A 17153-nucleotide genomic window follows, 5' to 3' on the forward strand; every position below is an offset into this window, starting at 1 on the left:
ACAAATGAAACAAGTAGACATTTTTAAGCAAAAAATATTTACCGGAGACAAAAAACAAATGCTATTTTTCTGGAAGGCAATCAAAAATATGAACAAATATATATCTGTTTTTCTGATTTTTTTTCTTAATGCCTGTATTTCACCATCAGGATATTTATCATCCGATAATTCTACTTCATATTATTTTGATGCAACAAACGGAAGTGATGATAACAATGGAACATCTCCAGATAAAGCTTGGAAAAATTTAGCAAAGACTCGAGGTCTGAAACTCTCCCCAGGAGACAAGATTCTTCTCAAAAAAGGGGAGACATTTATCGGAGAACTTTATTTGAATGGGACAGGAACAGCGGAAGCTCCCATAATCATTGATGGATATGGAGATAAGGGACATGATCCTTGTATCATAGGATATGATCAGTCTCCTTATGCCGTGTATGTCTATAACTCTTCTCAAATTACCATACAAAATTTGGAGATAGTTAATACCGGAAAGGATAGATTACCTGGTAGGACCGGTGTAAAAGTTCATTTGGAAAACTATGGTACAGCTCGTTCGATCACGTTAAGAAATCTGTATATTCATGATGTGAACGGTAGTCTCGTAAAAAAGCAAGGTGGAGGATCGGGGATATATATTGTGAATGAAGGAGAGAAACCGAGTATCTTTGACGGACTGACAATAGAGAATTGTATTATTCGTCGTTGTGAGCGGAACGGAATAATTTGGTGGGGATATGTAACACGTGACTTTTGGCATCCGAATCGTCATGTTGTTGTACGAAACAATCTTATCGAAGGAGTTCCAGGAGATGGTATCGTTCCTATAGGATGCGATAGTGCTGTAATTGAGTATAATCGAATCAAAAATTGTCCGGACCTGTTACCTGATGGAGAATTTGCTGCTGGAATTTGGCCGTGGAGTTGTGACAACACACTCATACAGTTCAATGAAGTTTCCGATCATAAGGCTCCTGGCGATGCTCAAGGGTTTGATTCAGATAATAATTGTAACAATACTATTATTCAATATAATTACAGCCATGACAATGAAGGAGGCTTTCTGCTGATTTGTAATACCGGAGAAACAGGAATGCCAGAAAATATTGGAACAAATAACACGCTGATACAGGGTAATATCAGCATAAACGACGGAAATAGAACGAAGAAAATAGGAACAGGATTTTTTTCTCCGAGTATTCATATTTCAGGACCGGCTAAAGGCAGTACACTTCGGCATAATATCATTCATGTGACCAAGAAAGTCAATTCCGACGTACAGCGATGTTTGTTAAGCGCAACACAATCTTATGGAGATGCAGACAGTACAACAGTATGTGAGAACCTGTTTTATGTGGCAGAAAACAGCTGTTTCTTGCTTGGAAATTCAACAAATAATTTTTTTAAAGATAATTGTTACCTTGGAAATATCAAAAATATACCTGAAGACGAAGGGGCAACATATGAAAATAAAACATATAGCAATATGATAAAAAATGATCTGTCAGGGGTTGAATCGCTCAAGCCATTTCTTCATTCAGTCAATACTCCTACCGGAGAGTTACAGATTGTCGACAGTGATGCTATAAACTCGTTTTTTAGTAAATAAATAGTCAAAATAAAAAATATATAAATTCAAAATTGGATTATGTGGAAACTTTAAATTACTTTAGTATCAAAAAATGCTTGGGGCTTGCGTAAATAAAGAAAATCAAAAGATACAGGTTGCTATGTATTTAATAATGTATTAGAAATCTTTGTTTTATGAGTAAAATTTTAATACTATTATTATACTTATTTTTTATAACTTTTTGTGCCTATCCGGCATGGAATGATTATAATGTACGGGCGATCAACAATATAGAAGGTCTCCCTGATAAACATGTTAATCAAATTCTTCAAGACAGTGACGGATTTATGTGGTTTGCCACAAACAATGGTCTCTGTCGCTATGACGGATATGAGTTTAAGACATACAAGTCATCAAGCCAATTTCCGGAATTGCTGCAAAGTAATATTGTAAATGCAATTGTTGAAGACATTGATCATAACTTGTGGATCGGGACTGAACAAGGGTTACACTTTTTGGATAAATCGACCGACAAGATTGTTTGTATCAGCAATGACAGTCTTCCTAACTCTTTTATACATTCTTTGCTGATCTCTCGTGACAGTACGTTATGGGTAGGAACACAAGTTGGACTTTTAAAATATAATAGACAAACCGGTTCTTTTTTCCAATATAAAAATCGTCCCAATGATGAAACATCCATAGCAGGAAATTCAATTCACGCATTACTGGAAGACAAATCAGGAGATATTTGGGTGGGAACATTTGATAATGGAATATGCCGTTTTGATGTGAAAAAACAACGTTTTTACCAATATCCTGAAGTAACCGTTTTGAATAGAACCAATTTTTTATTGCAAGACACAGCTGAAAACATTTGGATATGCAACTGGGGTAATGGTGTATCCAAAATGAACAATCGGGAAACTTCTAAACACGCCCGATATACTCAGTTCGGGTATGAGACTGATTATGAGTGCATTTTTAAATGTTTACAGCAACTTCCGGACAAAAACATTTTAGTAGGGACTAATCAAGGGCTATATAGGATAGATAATAACAATAAACTGATACCAATTAATACCGATGTTTATTCGTCTGGTTTTATTTCCAACGAGGATATTAATGATCTATTCATTGACAATCAAAAGAATATTTGGATAGCAACAGCAAATTCAGGTGTTTATATCGCGTATAAAGAAAAAAAGATCTTTACCAATTACCCGATGAAATCTTCATTGGAGCCATATCAAAACTTAAAAGTGAATGCGTTGTATGAATGGAATAAAAATGTTTTATTACTTGGAGTCGATAAAATCGGGTTTTCCTTTTATGACAAAAAAGTGGGAAAAAATACCGGTTATAAAGAAATATCAAAATATAATGAACTATTTAACCAATGGCCTGGAAATGTGCAATTTATATTCAAACATCCGTCTAAAAAGGAATTATGGTTTGGTACACAATTTGGCGGATTGATAATTTGTCAGTTAAAAGATAGAGAAATCTCGTCCTGCCAGTATTATCTTCATCATTTAGGAAAAACAAAAATCGGAAGTTGTATTAATTCTATCATAAGTGACAAGGATGGCAATATTTGGATCGGCTCTGATGAGGGACTAAATATTATTACGACTAATAATGATACACTTTCTTATGATACTTATAACCGCATACAGTGTATTTATCAGGATCACACAGGTACAGTATGGCTCGGAACTTACTTTGATGGGCTATACAGTCTGGCATCAGGATCCAATGTGCATAAACTGTCTTTTAAAACTTATAACAGTAAAAACAAACTGCTTGTTGCTGATGAGATCATGTGTATCTATGAGGATAAAATGGGGAACCTTTGGATTGGAACAAATGGTTATGGCTTACAGAAGTATAACCAAGAAAAAGACTGGTTTGAACCGGCTCCTAATATACAGGAAATACCTAGCGATATCGTTTTTAATATAACGGAAGTGAACGGAACTCTTGTCTTAGGAACTAATAAGGGGGTGGTGTTGTATAACAGTCAGACTCATAAATCACTTATTTTTGATGATAGAGATGGAATGTTGGATAAAAGCTGTTTAAAAAATTCAATGTTCAATGACAAGAAAGGACAGATCTATTACGGAACCCCTAGTGGTTTCTGCATATTTCATCCAAACTTGGTGAACTATGACTCAACCCATACTCCAACTATCATTAGTGATTTTAAGATTTTCCACAAATCTTTTGATGAACTGCCGAATAAGAAGAAAAAACAGTTATCTGGAAAAACTCATCCACTCTACTCTAAAAACATTACTCTGACTTCTTCTGATAATAATATCGGGATCAAATTTGCCGCACTTTCTTATGTACATCCTGAAAAGAAAAAATATGCTTACAAATTGGAGGGATTTGACAAAGATTGGATCTACACGGATGCGACATCACGAACAGCATTCTACACCAACTTACCTTCAGGTGAATATCGTTTTTTAGTCAAGACATTGAATGAAGGTAGAGTGGAAAATGAAAATTATGAAGAATTCGGCATAAAAGTGCTTCCTCCTTTTTACAAAACGAATTTGGCTTTGGTATGTTATCTGTTTTTGATAACTATTTCAGGTTATGTTTTTTATCGTTTTCAAAATTATAGGTATAAATTGAAAGAAGCTGTGAAGGTCGAACAAATAGAGAGAATAAAAGCGGAAGAATTACATCAATCCAAGTTCAAATTTTTTGCCAATATCTCTCATGAATTCTTGACGCCGTTATCTATTATCAGTTGCTCCATTGAGGAGCTTAAGCGTATGTATAATATTGATAATAAAATATTAAAAGCGGCCCAGTCGAATACGATCAGACTTAATAGGTTGATTGAAGAGATTCTTGATTTTCAAAAACTGGAAAACAATAAATTAAAACTCAACATATCTTATGGAGATATAAGTTCTTTTGTCTGTAATCTTTGTCAAGAGAACTTTGCTTTATTAGCAAAGAATAAAAATGTCAGCTTATGTATGCAGTCGGAACCTGAACATATCGCTGCTTGGTTTGACACGAATAAAATCGATAAAATTTTATATAATTTACTTTCTAACGCAACAAAGTTCAGCTATCAGGATGGTAGGGGAAAAATAGAGATTCTCCTTAAAGCAGAGGATCAGGAAAGTGAATTTCAGTATAAAACATTACTTATTAAAATCAGAAATATAGGAAAAGGTATTGCAACCGATGAATTACCTTATATATTTAATCGTTTTTATGAAAACAGTTTTAAACAATTGGGCCTTAAAGGGAATGGCATAGGACTAGCATTAACTAAAAGTCTTGTCGAATTGCACAAAGGAACGATTAGTGTAACTAGTGAACTGGAAGAATGGACAGAATTTACAATCAGAATACCTATCAACAAAACAAGCTATAGCAACGAACAAATAAATGAAACGATAGAACATCGTTTCATTGTAAACGACTCGCCTGAAGGAGCAGCCATCCAACAATCACAGTCCAATTCTGAAATTCAAAAATCTTCAAAACAGAATTCCGTTTTGGTTATTGAAGATGATCAAGACTTGCGAGATTCACTTCAGCGTTTGTTACAAGAAAAGTATACGATATCAATGGCCGCTAATGGGGAGGAAGGACTGAAACTTGTACAAGAAATTAAGCCTGATCTGATTCTTAGTGATGTCATGATGCCTATCATGGATGGATTCGAACTATGTAAACAACTCAAGAGAAAGAAAGAGACAAGCTGTATTCCGATTATACTTCTTACGGCAAAAATAAATGATAAAGACTATTTGGAAGGATTGAACTGCGGCGCAGATGCATATATAACCAAACCATTTAATTTTAACGTGTTACAAGCAAATATAGACATGGTCATCTCTAATAGAAAAAGGGTTATAGATAGCTTTAAATCCAACCCTTTGACACAGAATATAGATATTACGATCTCATCATACGATGAAAAGTTTTTGAAAGAGGCCATGGATATTGTCAAAAAGAATATGGAAAATCCCGAGTTTGATGTCAAACATTTTTGTGAAATTATGCAAGTGTCCAATTCTATGTTATACCGCAAGTTGAAGTCTTTGGCAAATATGTCTCCTAATGAATTTATCCGTAGTATACGTTTGAATACAGCAAAAGAACTCATTAAACAAAGAAGGGGTAATGTTTCAGACATTGCCTATTTGGTAGGTTTTAAAGATGCACATTATTTCAGTGTTTGTTTCAAGAAAGAATTTAACATGACACCAGGAGAATATATGGAAACTATATGTTCTTAGCTTTTGGGAAAAAATAAAAAGAAGTATTCTTAAAGTCTATTTAAACACAAAAGTTTCATCCATACACCTCAAAAATTTCCACAAAAAGTTTTTGTGGAATAATTTATTCTTGTATTTTTGTACTATAATAGTAGTACAATATTAATATAGAATAATATAAAATCATATGATCAAGTTTTTATTAGATTACTCTAGCGGTATACCGATATACCGCCAGATCATTGATCAAATCAGGTTTGGCATAGCATCCGGGCAACTTAAGTTGGGAGAACAGCTTCCTACGGTCAGAGCACTTGCCGTAGAGTTAAAGGTAAACCTAAACACGGTATCCAAAGCTTATAAAGAATTGGAGATCAAGAATATTTTGGAAACTCAGCAAGGAACCGGAACGTTTATTAGCAAAACAGATCATGTAGTACCGGAAAAAGAACGGGAAGACAAGTTAAAAGAAATTTGTACACAATTTTCTTCCGTTGTACTGAGTTACGGTTTCAGCCTAAATGAGGTTATTCGAGAATTAAAGAATATCGAAACTTCTAAAAAACAATGAATATGACAACAAATGTAATTAACAAGGGTTGGTTCAATCCCATATCCCTTTCCGTATTGCTGATACTGGTTATCGTATCAGCCGTTTTGTATGTTTCGAAGATTATAAACATACCGGTATTCATCCTCTTGCTTCTTCTTTCCGGGTTGGTGGCTTCTGCAATCCGCATAGCCGACCAATGGGAACGGGCGGTAGTCCTTCGTATGGGGAAATACAACGGTTTGAAAGGTCCCGGCCCCTTTATGATTATCCCGGTTATAGGACAGTGTGTCGACTTATATTGACCAGCGTGTACGGGTAAGTGCATTTAAGGCCGAACAAACTCTAACCAAAGATACGGTTCCGGTAAATGTGGATGCAGTCGTATATTGGACCGTCTGGGACGTGGAAAAAGCTGCATTGGAAGTACAGGAGTACCAAAAAGCGATCGAACATATCACACAGACTGGTCTAAGAGATACCATCGGTAAGCACGAACTGTCGGATCTCTTGCAGGAACGCGATAAGATAGCTGAGGATTTGCAACAGGTCTTAGACAGAAATACGAATCCGTGGGGCATCACATGCCAGACTGTCGGTATCAAAGATATCGCTATTCCGCAAGACCTGGCCGAAGCAATGAGCAAAGAGGCCCAAGCCGAACGTGAAAGAAGAGCTCGTGTCATCTTGGGAACGGCAGAAACGGAAATCGCAGAAAAGTTCGAACAAGCCAGTAAAAAATATACCGATAATCCTGTGGCATTACATCTCAGAGGGATGAATATGCTGTTCGAAGGCTTAAAAGAAAAAGGATCAATGGTTATCGTACCGAGTTCGGCACTCGACACCATGAACTTAGGGGCTATGGGAGGCTTGGTTTCATTGGCTAAGAACAACGAGACACCGAAATAAACTATTTTCTAATAACAAAAAATTACCATTTATGAAAATACACAAACAAGGGATTACTTTTGTTCTCCTTCTATTAGTCTTCACAAGTTGTTCACGAAAACCATCGCTGCAATGGATTCCCTTCAGTTGGGAAGGTGATACAATTTCGGGGATATACATTGAAAAAGCTTTTCTAAATGTTCCGGTAAAAATAGAGAATTTACCCTACGAATTCACAATGCAGTTTGATTTAGGAACATATAATTCTGTCTTTTACGGGAATACTTTTGCTCCTTATCTCAAAGAAGCCCCATCTTTAATGAACAAAAAAGATTCAACCGGGATGTATAAGAATGTCAACCTGCAAATAGGGACAGTGGAGTTTAGCAATGCCAATATCGGATTCATGCAGAATTTCGGAAATGAAATCCCTAAAGATTCACTTCATTCAAATACACCCAAGCATATTGGAACGATCGCATCCGACATGGTGCAAGATAAAGTCTTAATCATTAATTACAAATCAAACAAGCTTGCAATCACAGACTTTTTACCGGCTGAATACGAAAATCTGCCGGCTGAAGAATTTGAATCAGAATATGGGGTAATAAAATTGCCTTTACGGATTAATGGAAAAACATGTAAAGTATTGTTCGATACAGGTTCAAGCCCTTTCCAGTTAATAACGACACAAGAAAGAGCTTGGAGCGTATCAGACCTTACTATTGTCGACTCTCTAAGCGGTCCTTTATGGTGGGGACAAGAAATAACATTTTATGGCTTTAATGTAACCAAACCGATCGAGTTCGGCGGAAAAGCCTTGAACAATTCGAAAGTCTACTACGCCAAAGACGGCCTTTGGGATAGTATTTATAGTTCCCTCGATGTCTGGGGAATAACCGGAAATGCTTATTTCTTTGAAAACACCGTGATTATCGATTACAAAAACAAACTATTCAGGATAAAATAAAAATTCGACCCCATACTTCTTCATTCAGATGCAAGCGTAAGTTGTTTTCTACATTGCCGTATATATTCCCGACAACGTCGAAAACAACTTACACTTGCATCAAAACAAAAACACATTGCCATCTTACATCAAACCTTTGCCAGAGCTTGGTCTAGGTCATCAATGATATCATCGATATATTCAGTACCTATACTCAGGCGCACAATGGAAGGCGTGATATGCTGTCCGGCCAGCTCTTCCGGAGTCATTTGAGAATGGGTAGTCGTATACGGATGGATCACCAGGCTCTTCACATCAGCCACATTGGCAAGAAGGGAGAATATTTCGAGCGAATCGATAAACTTCCAGGCTGCTACCTGTCCGCCTTCAATCTCGAAAGTGAAAATACTTCCGGCACCTTTCGGGAAATACTTTTTATAAAGTTCATGGTCTGGATGGTCTGGAAGAGCCGGATGGTTCACTTTGGTTACTTTCGGGTGTTTGGATAAATACTCGACGACTTTCAGAGCATTGGCAACATGACGCTCCACGCGGAGAGACAATGTTTCCAGACCTTGCAGCAAGATAAAAGCATTGAAAGGCGAGATCGTAGCTCCTGTATCACGCAGAATGACAGCCCGGATGCGGGTGACGAAAGCTGCCGAACCTGCCACGTCGGCAAAGACCGCTCCATGATAACTTGGGTCCGGTGTGCCCAAGGTCGGGAACTTATCGGAATTTGCTTTCCAATCGAAATTGCCACTGTCCACAATCACTCCTCCCAAGCTCGATCCATGTCCGCCGATAAATTTGGTGGCGGAATGAACAACAATATCGGCCCCGTGCTCGATCGGACGGATCAGGTACGGTGTACCGAACGTATTATCCACTATCAACGGAATATTATGACGATGGGCCACCTCCGCCACAGCATCGATATTGGTAACATCAGAATTGGGATTACCGAACGTTTCGACATACACCGCTTTCGTATTCTCCCGAATAGCCGCCTCCAACGCCTGCAAGTCATTGACATTTACAATCGTGTGGGTAATGCCCTGAGCCGCTAACGTATGCGTAATCAGGTTGAAGGAACCGCCATAGAGATTATCGGCAGCCACAATATGGTCGCCCACTCCAAGTATATTCTGCAAGGCATATGTCACGGCCGCCGCACCGGAAGCCACCGCCAGACCAGCCACTCCCCCTTCGAGAGCAGCGACACGCGCTTCGAAAACTCCCTGTGTCGAATTGGTCAGACGACCATAAATATTCCCAGCATCACGAAGGCCGAAACGGTCTGCCGCATGTTGTGAATCATGAAATACATAAGATGTTGTCTGATAAATAGGGACGGCACGAGCATCTGTTGCGGGATCGGCCTGTTCTTGCCCTACATGAACCTGTAATGTCTCGAAATGTAATTTCTTTGTTGCCATAGTCGTATTATTTTAAATTGTTCTTCTTGCTCATTTTCCAGCAAAACTATAGCAGACAGAGATATCAGACAAGATATATGGAAAATACAGAAAATAACGCTATTTTTACGGTCGTCAACAGAACGCATAAACTGTATCAGGATCGAAAAAAGGATTCTGATAGAATTTTATTCTTATGAACACACTTGAGAAATTAGACAAAGTAGACTTGCAGATCCTCCGTACCCTGCAATCGAATGCCCGGCTCACCACAAAAGAGCTCGCCGCGAGTGTCAGCCTCTCGTCGACACCCGTATTCGAACGCCTGAAACGCCTCGAAAACGGAGGATATATAAAGAAGTACATTGCCGTGCTGGACGCCGAAAAGCTAAACCAGGGCTTCGTGGTCTTTTGCAGTGTCAAGTTGAGGAGACTGAACAAAGAGATTGCGGCAGAGTTCACAAGAATCATACAGGAAATTCCGCAAGTCACAGAATGCTACAATATATCGGGAAGTTACGACTACCTGCTGAAGATCCATGCACCGAATATGAAGTATTACCAGGAGTTTATCTTGAACGTGTTAGGCACGATCGACAGCCTCGGATCGCTCGAAAGCACCTTTGTGATGGACGAGGTAAAGCATGAATACGGAATCCATATTTAAACGCCGCCCCGTCCCTATCTTACATTTATTACTTCAATGCATAAATCCGCTGGATGATGTCCACAACCTTCATGCCTTCCAATACGTTGGTCGTAATACATTCCGAACTTGCACCAGAAAGGACACGGACCACATTGCGGATCACGAAATTATGGTTCTGGGCGGAACCTTTATAAGGGCCGTAGTCATTTCCCGGATTCGTCGGCGCCAGTTCCGGCATTTCATAATCTTTGATATGGCAGTATTCGACTTCGTTCATATACTGTCCGCCGATTTTCACGCTTCCGTTCTCCGCAACAATCAGCATACTGCTTTCCATGTTCCTGTTCCAGACAGAAGTGGAATAGCTCAGGCTCCCCATCCCGCCGTTCACGAAGTTGAAATTCACAAGGCCCGAATCTTCAAAAGCCGTAAGTCCGGCATGGTTGAAATCGGCAAAGCGAGCCTGGATATTGCAGATATCCCCGAAAAGCCAGTACATAATGTCGATGAAATGGGAGAACTGGGTAAAAAGCGTCCCTCCGTCCAAAGCAGCATCGCCATGCCAGCCACCGGGTTTATAATAGCGCTCGTCACGGTTCCAATAACAATTCAACTGGACCATATAGATCTTGCCTAACCTACCCGAATCCACCATCTCCTTGATCCAGACGGAAGGAGGAGAATAACGGTTTTGCATGACGCAGAACACCTGTTTACGGTATTTCAGCGAAGCATAGACCACCTTCTCGGCATCGGCAAGCGTCAGTGCCATCGGCTTCTCGATCACGACGTTGCAACCGGTTTCGACAGCCTGAATGGCCATTGCTGCATGCAAGCCGTTCGGGGTACAAACATTTACGACATCTATGGAAATTCCGCTCTGCAATAGCTCCATCAGGGAAGAGAAAAACGGGACATCGTATGCCTCAATACCCAATTCCTCACGAGGACGAATATCACAAAGGGCCACCAATTCGGCTCCCGGATCACGTGTCACCATCTCGGCATGACGTTTGCCGATATGGCCACAACCGATAACTGCAAATTTTATCTTTTTATCCATAAGCATTCGATGGGGGTGTGTCAAAATCTCCTTGTCCCCGCGCCTGACGCGGAGCCGCAAAAGGACAGACCTTTTCAATCAGATTTTTATAAGGTCGGTTTTAATGCTATCCCGCGTCAAGTGCGGGAACAGGATAGTTTCGCCCCCCCCCCTTTTTTAGAGTTTCTGTTATATATTGCTGTTGTCCGAGGGACATTTCCGTATGAATAGGCAGGGAAAGGACGGATTCGCACAAACGGGTGGAGACGTCCAAATTACCAGATACACGGGAGATATGCCGGTAAGCTTCCTGATGATGCACTGGTACAGGATAATAGATCATGGAAGGGATTCCCTGTTCTTTCAACAGGCATTGAAGGACATTCCGCCTGCCGTCTTTTACCTGGACCGTATATTGGTGATAGACATGAGTCGAAAATATCGATCTCGCAGGGAGAACCAACGAATCGCAGGAGGACAAAGCTTCATCATACCGAGAGGCAACTTGCCGACGGGTTTCCGTGAACTCCTCCAGATGCTTCAACTTCACATCCAGCACAGCAGCTTGCAACGTGTCCAGACGGGAGTTGCATCCGATCCGCCTATGGTGGTATTTGCATTCCTGGCCATGATTGGCAATCATGCGGATACGGGCAGCCAACGCCTCGTCGGAAGTCATCAACGCCCCCCCATCGCCATAGCAGGCCAACGGCTTGGATGGAAAAAAAGATGTCGTCCCGATATGTCCGATCGTCCCGGCCTTTCGTACCCGCCCGTCGGAAAAGATATAATCGGCACCAACAGATTGAGCGTTATCTTCCACTACATACAGATGATAGACATCTGCCAAAGTCATGATCGGCTCCATATCGCAGGCTTGTCCGAACAGGTGGACGGCCACGACCGCCTTTGTCCGTTCCGAAACAGCCGCTTCTATTTTCCGGGGATCGATATTAAAGGTACAGGGATCGACATCCACCAACACGGGCGTCAACCCTAACAAAGCGACAACCTCGGCTGCCGCTATATAAGTAAATGCCGGCAGAATCACCTCATCGCCAGGCTGAAGCTCCAATGCCATCAGAGCAATCTGCAAAGCGTCCGTCCCGTTAGCACAAGGAATCACGTATGGAACCTGAAGATAATCAGCCAAATGCCCGGCAAAGAATTTCACCTGCGGACCATTGATAAAAGCACAACTGTCGATCACCGCCTGCATGGCCTCATCAATCTCCTCTTTGAACCGGAGATATTGTCCATGCAAGTCGACCATCTGTATCTGTTCTTCCAACATTATATTATCTGTTTTCCGATTAATTAATCCTTCGTCACTACAACGAAGGATTAACCAGATTATTTCACTTCGCTGCCCGGTTTTACCTCTTTTTCAGGAGTGATGACAGCCAGTTTGCCGTCGAAGTTTTCTGCGGAAAGGATCATTCCTTCGGAAACGAGACCTTTCAACTTGCGCGGAGCCAGATTGGCAATGAAGCAAACCTGCTTGCCCACAAGGTCTTCCGGCTTGTAATGCTGGGCGATACCCGAAACGATCGTACGTTTTTCCAGACCGTCATCGATACGGAACTGCAACAACTTGTCCGCCTTAGGCACTTTCGTACATTCCAACACGGTCCCGACACGGATATCCAGCTTCATGAAGTCATCGAACTCGATATTCTCACGGATGGGTTTCGCCCTGTAGTTGGCTTCCTCGTTTGCTTTCTTCGTGTCCAACAGCTTTTGCACCTGTGCTTCGATCACGCTGTCTTCGATCTTCTCGAACAGCAGTTCCGATTTGCCCAACTGATGGCCGGCTTCCAACAGATCGGTCGATCCCAGACGGTTCCAGCCTAACGGTTCCACATTCAGCATCTTGTTCAGTTTCTCCATGCTGAACGGCAGGAACGGTTCGAAAGCGATTGCCAAATTTGCCGTGATCTGCAAAGCGATGTTCATGATCGTGGCGACACGCGCCATATCGGTCTTTGCTAATTTCCAAGGTTCAGTGTCAGCCAGGTATTTGTTTCCGATACGAGCCAAGTTCATCGCTTCTTTCTGGGCGTCACGGAAATGGTAGGTATCCAGCAGACGTTCCACGTCGGCCTTTACATTCGCGAAATCGGTCAATGTCTGACGGTCATAATCGGTCAGCTCACCGGCAGCCGGCACCTTACCTTCGAAATACTTTTCGGTAAGCACCAAAGCACGGTTGACAAAGTTACCTAAGATGGCAACCAACTCATTGTTATTGCGTGCCTGAAAATCTTTCCAGGTGAAATCGTTGTCTTTTGTTTCCGGAGCATTGGCCGTCAAAACATAGCGCAACACATCCTGCTTGCCCGGCATATCCACCAGATATTCGTTCAACCAGACAGCCCAGTTGCGGGAAGTGGAGATTTTGTCGCCTTCCAGGTTAAGAAACTCATTGGCCGGCACATTCTCCGGCAGGTTATAAGAACCTTCGGCTTTCAGCATGGCCGGGAACACGATACAGTGGAACACGATATTATCCTTACCGATGAAATGTACCATCTTGGTTTCAGGATCTTTCCACCAGGTTTCCCAACTTTCGGGGAGCAGTTCTTTCGTATTGGAGATATATCCGATAGGCGCATCGAACCAGACATACAGCACCTTCCCTTCCGCACCTTCCACCGGCACGGGAATCCCCCAATCAAGATCGCGGCTTACGGCACGAGGCTGCAATCCCATATCCAGCCAACTCTTGCACTGTCCGTATACGTTCGGTTTCCATTCCTTATGTCCTTCCAGTATCCACTGGCGCAGGAACGGTTCCCATTTGTCCAAAGGCAGATACCAGTGTTTGGTCTCTTTCATCACCGGCTGGCTACCACTGATAGCGGATTTCGGGTTGATCAGGTCCGTCGGGCTCAAAGATGTACCGCAGGCTTCGCACTGGTCGCCATAGGCTTTTTCATTGCCGCAATGCGGGCAAGTCCCGGTTATATAACGGTCGGCAAGGAACTGTTTTGCTTCCTCGTCGTAATACTGTTCGCTCGTTTTCTCGATAAACTCTCCTTTATCGTATAAGGTACGGAAGAAATCCGACGCCACCTGGCGATGTGTAGCCGAAGTCGTACGGGAATAGATATCGAACGAAATACCAAACTCCTCAAAAGACTTCTTGATAATACCATGATAACGGTCCACCACATCCTGCGGCGTAATCCCTTCTTTCTTCGCTCTCAGCGTGATAGGCACCCCATGTTCATCCGATCCACCGATCATCAAAACTTCTTCTCCCTTCAGGCGAAGATAGCGTGCATAAATATCAGCAGGCACATACACCCCGGCCAAATGTCCGATATGCACCGGCCCGTTCGCATACGGCAACGCCGTAGTTATCAGCGTTCTCTTAAACTGTTTTTCCATACCTTGTGTTCTCTTTTTGAGAGGCAAAGGTACACATTTATTGCTTAACCTAAAAAGAAAGGAATATCATTAGTTGTTATAATCCGACTAAGGATACACTAAACAAGTTATCGCTAATCATAAGTCAACTCCATTTCGTCCAAATAAAGTGTACTACCTTCCCCTCCTGTAAAATAATCACCATATTTGCTGGCTGTAGCCACAATGACAAGATATTTGGGTTTACGATAATCACGGTAATCTAACCGGATTGTATATTCCTCATAACCGGATATGGTCTTAGCGGAAATGAACTCACCATAAGCAATAACATTTTTATCATTCTTGCTAAACAGCTGCCGTTCCGACTTCTTTGTTTTGATCTCATAAGGTTCTGCCTTATCAGACAGAGCCACATAAATATGACAAGAATCCGGTCTGCCCAGCAAATAATTGTAATCGGAATCGTTACTTTTATTTATCTCAGCCGAAGTATATTTGTATTTAAACTTCAAACCTGTCGGATAAGTTTCAAATGGACGCCCAAAGCTCAAGACGCCATTAGTACCATCTGTACGGACATACGAACCGGCAAATATATTACCAGCCGCAAACTTACCGATACCGGCAACTCCGACAAACCGCGATTCTAACTTGGCTGCCTTTCCGGTTCCGTTACTCGTATCACCTGTCGGAATCGTATTGCTGTCTCCCAAAGTAGTAGCTCCTTTATTTCCCGTATCCCAAAAAGAAACACCTGTTGCCAACCACGGATTCCACAATTTACCATCTTGATGCCAATCGTCAACCCCCCCATTGGTCAATGGCACTAACGCAGCGGTCTTACACTCCACCTCTTCTCCAGCTATATCATCAATCACAACACGATATACATACGTCGTACCCGGATTCAAACCAGTTATTGTGGCTGTGAAGGAAGTACCGTTGACAGTTACGGAACTTGCCGGAAGCGTCTGCCAACCATCATCCACCCGCGTTTGGGACGGATTCTTTTCTCTATATTCTATTACCGGAATCTTACCTTCTTGAATCATTCCGGTTACAATGATTCGATTGGCCATCGCAACCGTTTCACCACCGGAAACAGCACCACCTTCCGTATGCAGAATTGTCACTTTCCAAGTTTCCGTTACTCCAAAACGAGTCACTTCAAATGAGCAAGGACGCGAAAAATTCGTTACCGTCGTCGGATCAGGAACGACAATTCCCACCGAACCGCCCAGTTGCATCTTAGTCACCGTTATCCGATCCAAATGTTGCTCTTTTGCCACATACACGATCATCTCCCGATTTGCCAAATCGATTACCGGTTCACCCACCTGGTTACTGACTTGCACAGTCCGGTCTATCGTCTGATTAACCGTTATCTTCCAAGGATACTCTTGATATGTCTGCAAAATCAATGAGACAGATGAAGAAAAATCCACCCGCGTATCTGCACTCTTGGGTAAACTGTCTAAAGACGAAAATCCGATTCGTGGAAAAGCGTTATAGTCGAGACACGCCGCAGAATCTATCCGTACCTCAGCCTCATTAGTCACCGTCAACTTCTTGATCCGGAGAGCTGCAAGATCAACCGCATCGCTCACTTCTACCGTAACCATCCCTTTAGTCTTATCTATTTCCAATGTATTATCCAATTGCCCTTCCACCAGGAAATCGGTAATGCTTCCTTCCCGATATGGATAAGGAATATCATTCTCGATACATGAAACAAGAAAGAACAAACAACAGAGAAAACCTGTCACTTTTCGTTTTATATGATTTATATCCATACCTCGTCAAAAATAGAAGTTCATACCTAAATTAATCGAAAATAGGTCTATCTTAAAATTAGCGGAACTGCTACGCCGTGAGCCTTTATCAATCTGGTCAGTTGTCTGATCGGTCCACTTCATATTAAACCCCAGTACGCCAACCGATACCTCAACAGCTGCAAAATTAGTGATAAAAGCCGTCAGACCCGGCGCCATTCCGATCTGCAAATTCTGGATGGTCTGATAAGTACCGGTATAATCGGTATCTGTACCCGAAGAGTTTTTACCCTGCCCATAGCCATAGGTCACGCGAGCTTCATTAAACAAACCAAAAATCTTACTACTTCCTATCGGCATATAGGTACGCACGAATCCAGTAGCAGAAAAAGTATGCTCCAAATAATTTACATCACTGATATCAAAATTGATATCATCATCCAAATCCAAACTGATATTTCCTAAATCCGTATAAGTACGATTATAGGAAAAACGTCCGCCCAATGCAACATTATCCCGAATAAAGTAACCGAAGAAAGGACTTACTTTAAACGTATAACCGGTACTTTCAATCTTCTCCAGCACCAAGAATTTATAATTGTCATCCTCATGTTCCGAATAGGAAAAAGTCGATCCGACCATCCATTGCCCTTTCGGAATAAAAGTATGACTCTGGAT

Annotated in this window: 13 protein-coding genes; 7 read left to right on the forward strand and 6 right to left on the reverse strand. The window is 41.6% G+C overall.

What is annotated here, in order from left to right:
• Positions 1-4: 4 nt before the first annotated feature.
• The 6 genes from BHV83_RS17590 (at position 5) to BHV83_RS17615 (ending at position 8240) form a co-directional block, all read left to right on the forward strand.
• The gene (locus BHV83_RS17590) at positions 5-1609 is read left to right on the forward strand and encodes a right-handed parallel beta-helix repeat-containing protein (protein ID WP_005635423.1); all 1605 of its coding nucleotides are present in this window, start codon (positions 5-7) and stop codon (positions 1607-1609) included.
• A 155-nt stretch (positions 1610-1764) separates the two neighbouring features.
• Positions 1765-5850: a hybrid sensor histidine kinase/response regulator transcription factor gene (locus tag BHV83_RS17595; protein ID WP_005635421.1), complete on the forward strand. Its 4086-nt coding sequence runs from the start codon at positions 1765-1767 to the stop codon at positions 5848-5850.
• Between the two features lie 166 nt (positions 5851-6016).
• Positions 6017-6400 carry a GntR family transcriptional regulator gene (locus BHV83_RS17600; protein ID WP_005639997.1) on the forward strand — a complete coding sequence of 128 codons (384 nt, stop codon included), beginning with the start codon at positions 6017-6019 and terminating at the stop codon, positions 6398-6400.
• Between the two features lie 2 nt (positions 6401-6402).
• Entirely contained in the window at positions 6403-6684 is a 282-nt protein-coding gene (locus tag BHV83_RS17605; protein WP_005649870.1) for a hypothetical protein, read from the forward strand.
• Positions 6668-7291 carry a slipin family protein gene (locus BHV83_RS17610; RefSeq protein ID WP_005639990.1) on the forward strand — a complete coding sequence of 208 codons (624 nt, stop codon included), beginning with the start codon at positions 6668-6670 and terminating at the stop codon, positions 7289-7291. The genes BHV83_RS17605 and BHV83_RS17610 overlap by 17 nt, the downstream gene beginning before the upstream one ends.
• 31 nt (positions 7292-7322) lie before the next feature.
• Complete coding sequence (locus tag BHV83_RS17615; protein ID WP_005639988.1) at positions 7323-8240, forward strand: hypothetical protein; 918 nt, start codon at positions 7323-7325, stop codon at positions 8238-8240.
• 128 nt (positions 8241-8368) lie between these two features.
• Here BHV83_RS17615 and BHV83_RS17620 read toward each other — a convergent pair whose 3' ends face one another.
• Complete coding sequence (locus BHV83_RS17620) at positions 8369-9658, reverse strand: O-acetylhomoserine aminocarboxypropyltransferase/cysteine synthase family protein (protein ID WP_005639985.1); 1290 nt, start codon at positions 9656-9658, stop codon at positions 8369-8371.
• 175 nt (positions 9659-9833) lie between these two features.
• On the opposite strand from BHV83_RS17620, the gene BHV83_RS17625 reads away from it, so the two are divergent.
• Complete coding sequence (locus tag BHV83_RS17625) at positions 9834-10304, forward strand: Lrp/AsnC family transcriptional regulator (protein ID WP_005639984.1); 471 nt, start codon at positions 9834-9836, stop codon at positions 10302-10304.
• Positions 10305-10332: 28 nt separating this feature from the next.
• On the opposite strand, the gene BHV83_RS17630 is transcribed toward BHV83_RS17625, so the two are convergent.
• From BHV83_RS17630 to BHV83_RS17650, 5 genes are all read right to left on the reverse strand, one after another.
• Positions 10333-11349, reverse strand: coding sequence for a Gfo/Idh/MocA family protein (locus BHV83_RS17630; RefSeq protein WP_122205483.1), 1017 nt, complete (start codon positions 11347-11349; stop codon positions 10333-10335).
• Between the two features lie 106 nt (positions 11350-11455).
• Positions 11456-12622: a DegT/DnrJ/EryC1/StrS family aminotransferase gene (locus BHV83_RS17635; protein ID WP_122205484.1), complete on the reverse strand. Its 1167-nt coding sequence runs from the start codon at positions 12620-12622 to the stop codon at positions 11456-11458.
• A gap of 59 nt (positions 12623-12681) precedes the next feature.
• Entirely contained in the window at positions 12682-14721 is a 2040-nt protein-coding gene (metG, locus tag BHV83_RS17640; protein WP_122205485.1) for a methionine--tRNA ligase, read from the reverse strand.
• Between the two features lie 113 nt (positions 14722-14834).
• On the reverse strand, positions 14835-16496 hold the full coding sequence (locus BHV83_RS17645) for a PCMD domain-containing protein (RefSeq protein ID WP_122205486.1): 1662 nt from the start codon (positions 16494-16496) through the stop codon (positions 14835-14837).
• Between the two features lie 6 nt (positions 16497-16502).
• Positions 16503-17153: hypothetical protein (locus tag BHV83_RS17650; RefSeq protein ID WP_286757830.1), on the reverse strand; the 651-nt coding region annotated here is incomplete at its 5' end.

The organism is Parabacteroides sp. merdae-related_45_40 (assembly GCF_001915675.1).

Bases quoted from the DNA above. Each gene is read 5' to 3' on its own strand.
- BHV83_RS17590 (WP_005635423.1), top strand. From the start codon at position 5: ATGAAACAAGTAGACATTTTTAAGCAAAAAATATTTACCGGAGACAAA.
- BHV83_RS17595 (WP_005635421.1), top strand. From the start codon at position 1,765: ATGAGTAAAATTTTAATACTATTATTATACTTATTTTTTATAACTTTT.
- BHV83_RS17600 (WP_005639997.1), top strand. From the start codon at position 6,017: ATGATCAAGTTTTTATTAGATTACTCTAGCGGTATACCGATATACCGC.
- BHV83_RS17605 (WP_005649870.1), top strand. From the start codon at position 6,403: ATGACAACAAATGTAATTAACAAGGGTTGGTTCAATCCCATATCCCTT.
- BHV83_RS17615 (WP_005639988.1), top strand. From the start codon at position 7,323: ATGAAAATACACAAACAAGGGATTACTTTTGTTCTCCTTCTATTAGTC.
- BHV83_RS17620 (WP_005639985.1), bottom strand. From the start codon at position 9,658: ATGGCAACAAAGAAATTACATTTCGAGACATTACAGGTTCATGTAGGG.
- BHV83_RS17625 (WP_005639984.1), top strand. From the start codon at position 9,834: ATGAACACACTTGAGAAATTAGACAAAGTAGACTTGCAGATCCTCCGT.
- BHV83_RS17630 (WP_122205483.1), bottom strand. From the start codon at position 11,349: ATGGATAAAAAGATAAAATTTGCAGTTATCGGTTGTGGCCATATCGGC.
- BHV83_RS17635 (WP_122205484.1), bottom strand. From the start codon at position 12,622: ATGTTGGAAGAACAGATACAGATGGTCGACTTGCATGGACAATATCTC.
- metG (WP_122205485.1), bottom strand. From the start codon at position 14,721: ATGGAAAAACAGTTTAAGAGAACGCTGATAACTACGGCGTTGCCGTAT.
- BHV83_RS17645 (WP_122205486.1), bottom strand. From the start codon at position 16,496: ATGGATATAAATCATATAAAACGAAAAGTGACAGGTTTTCTCTGTTGT.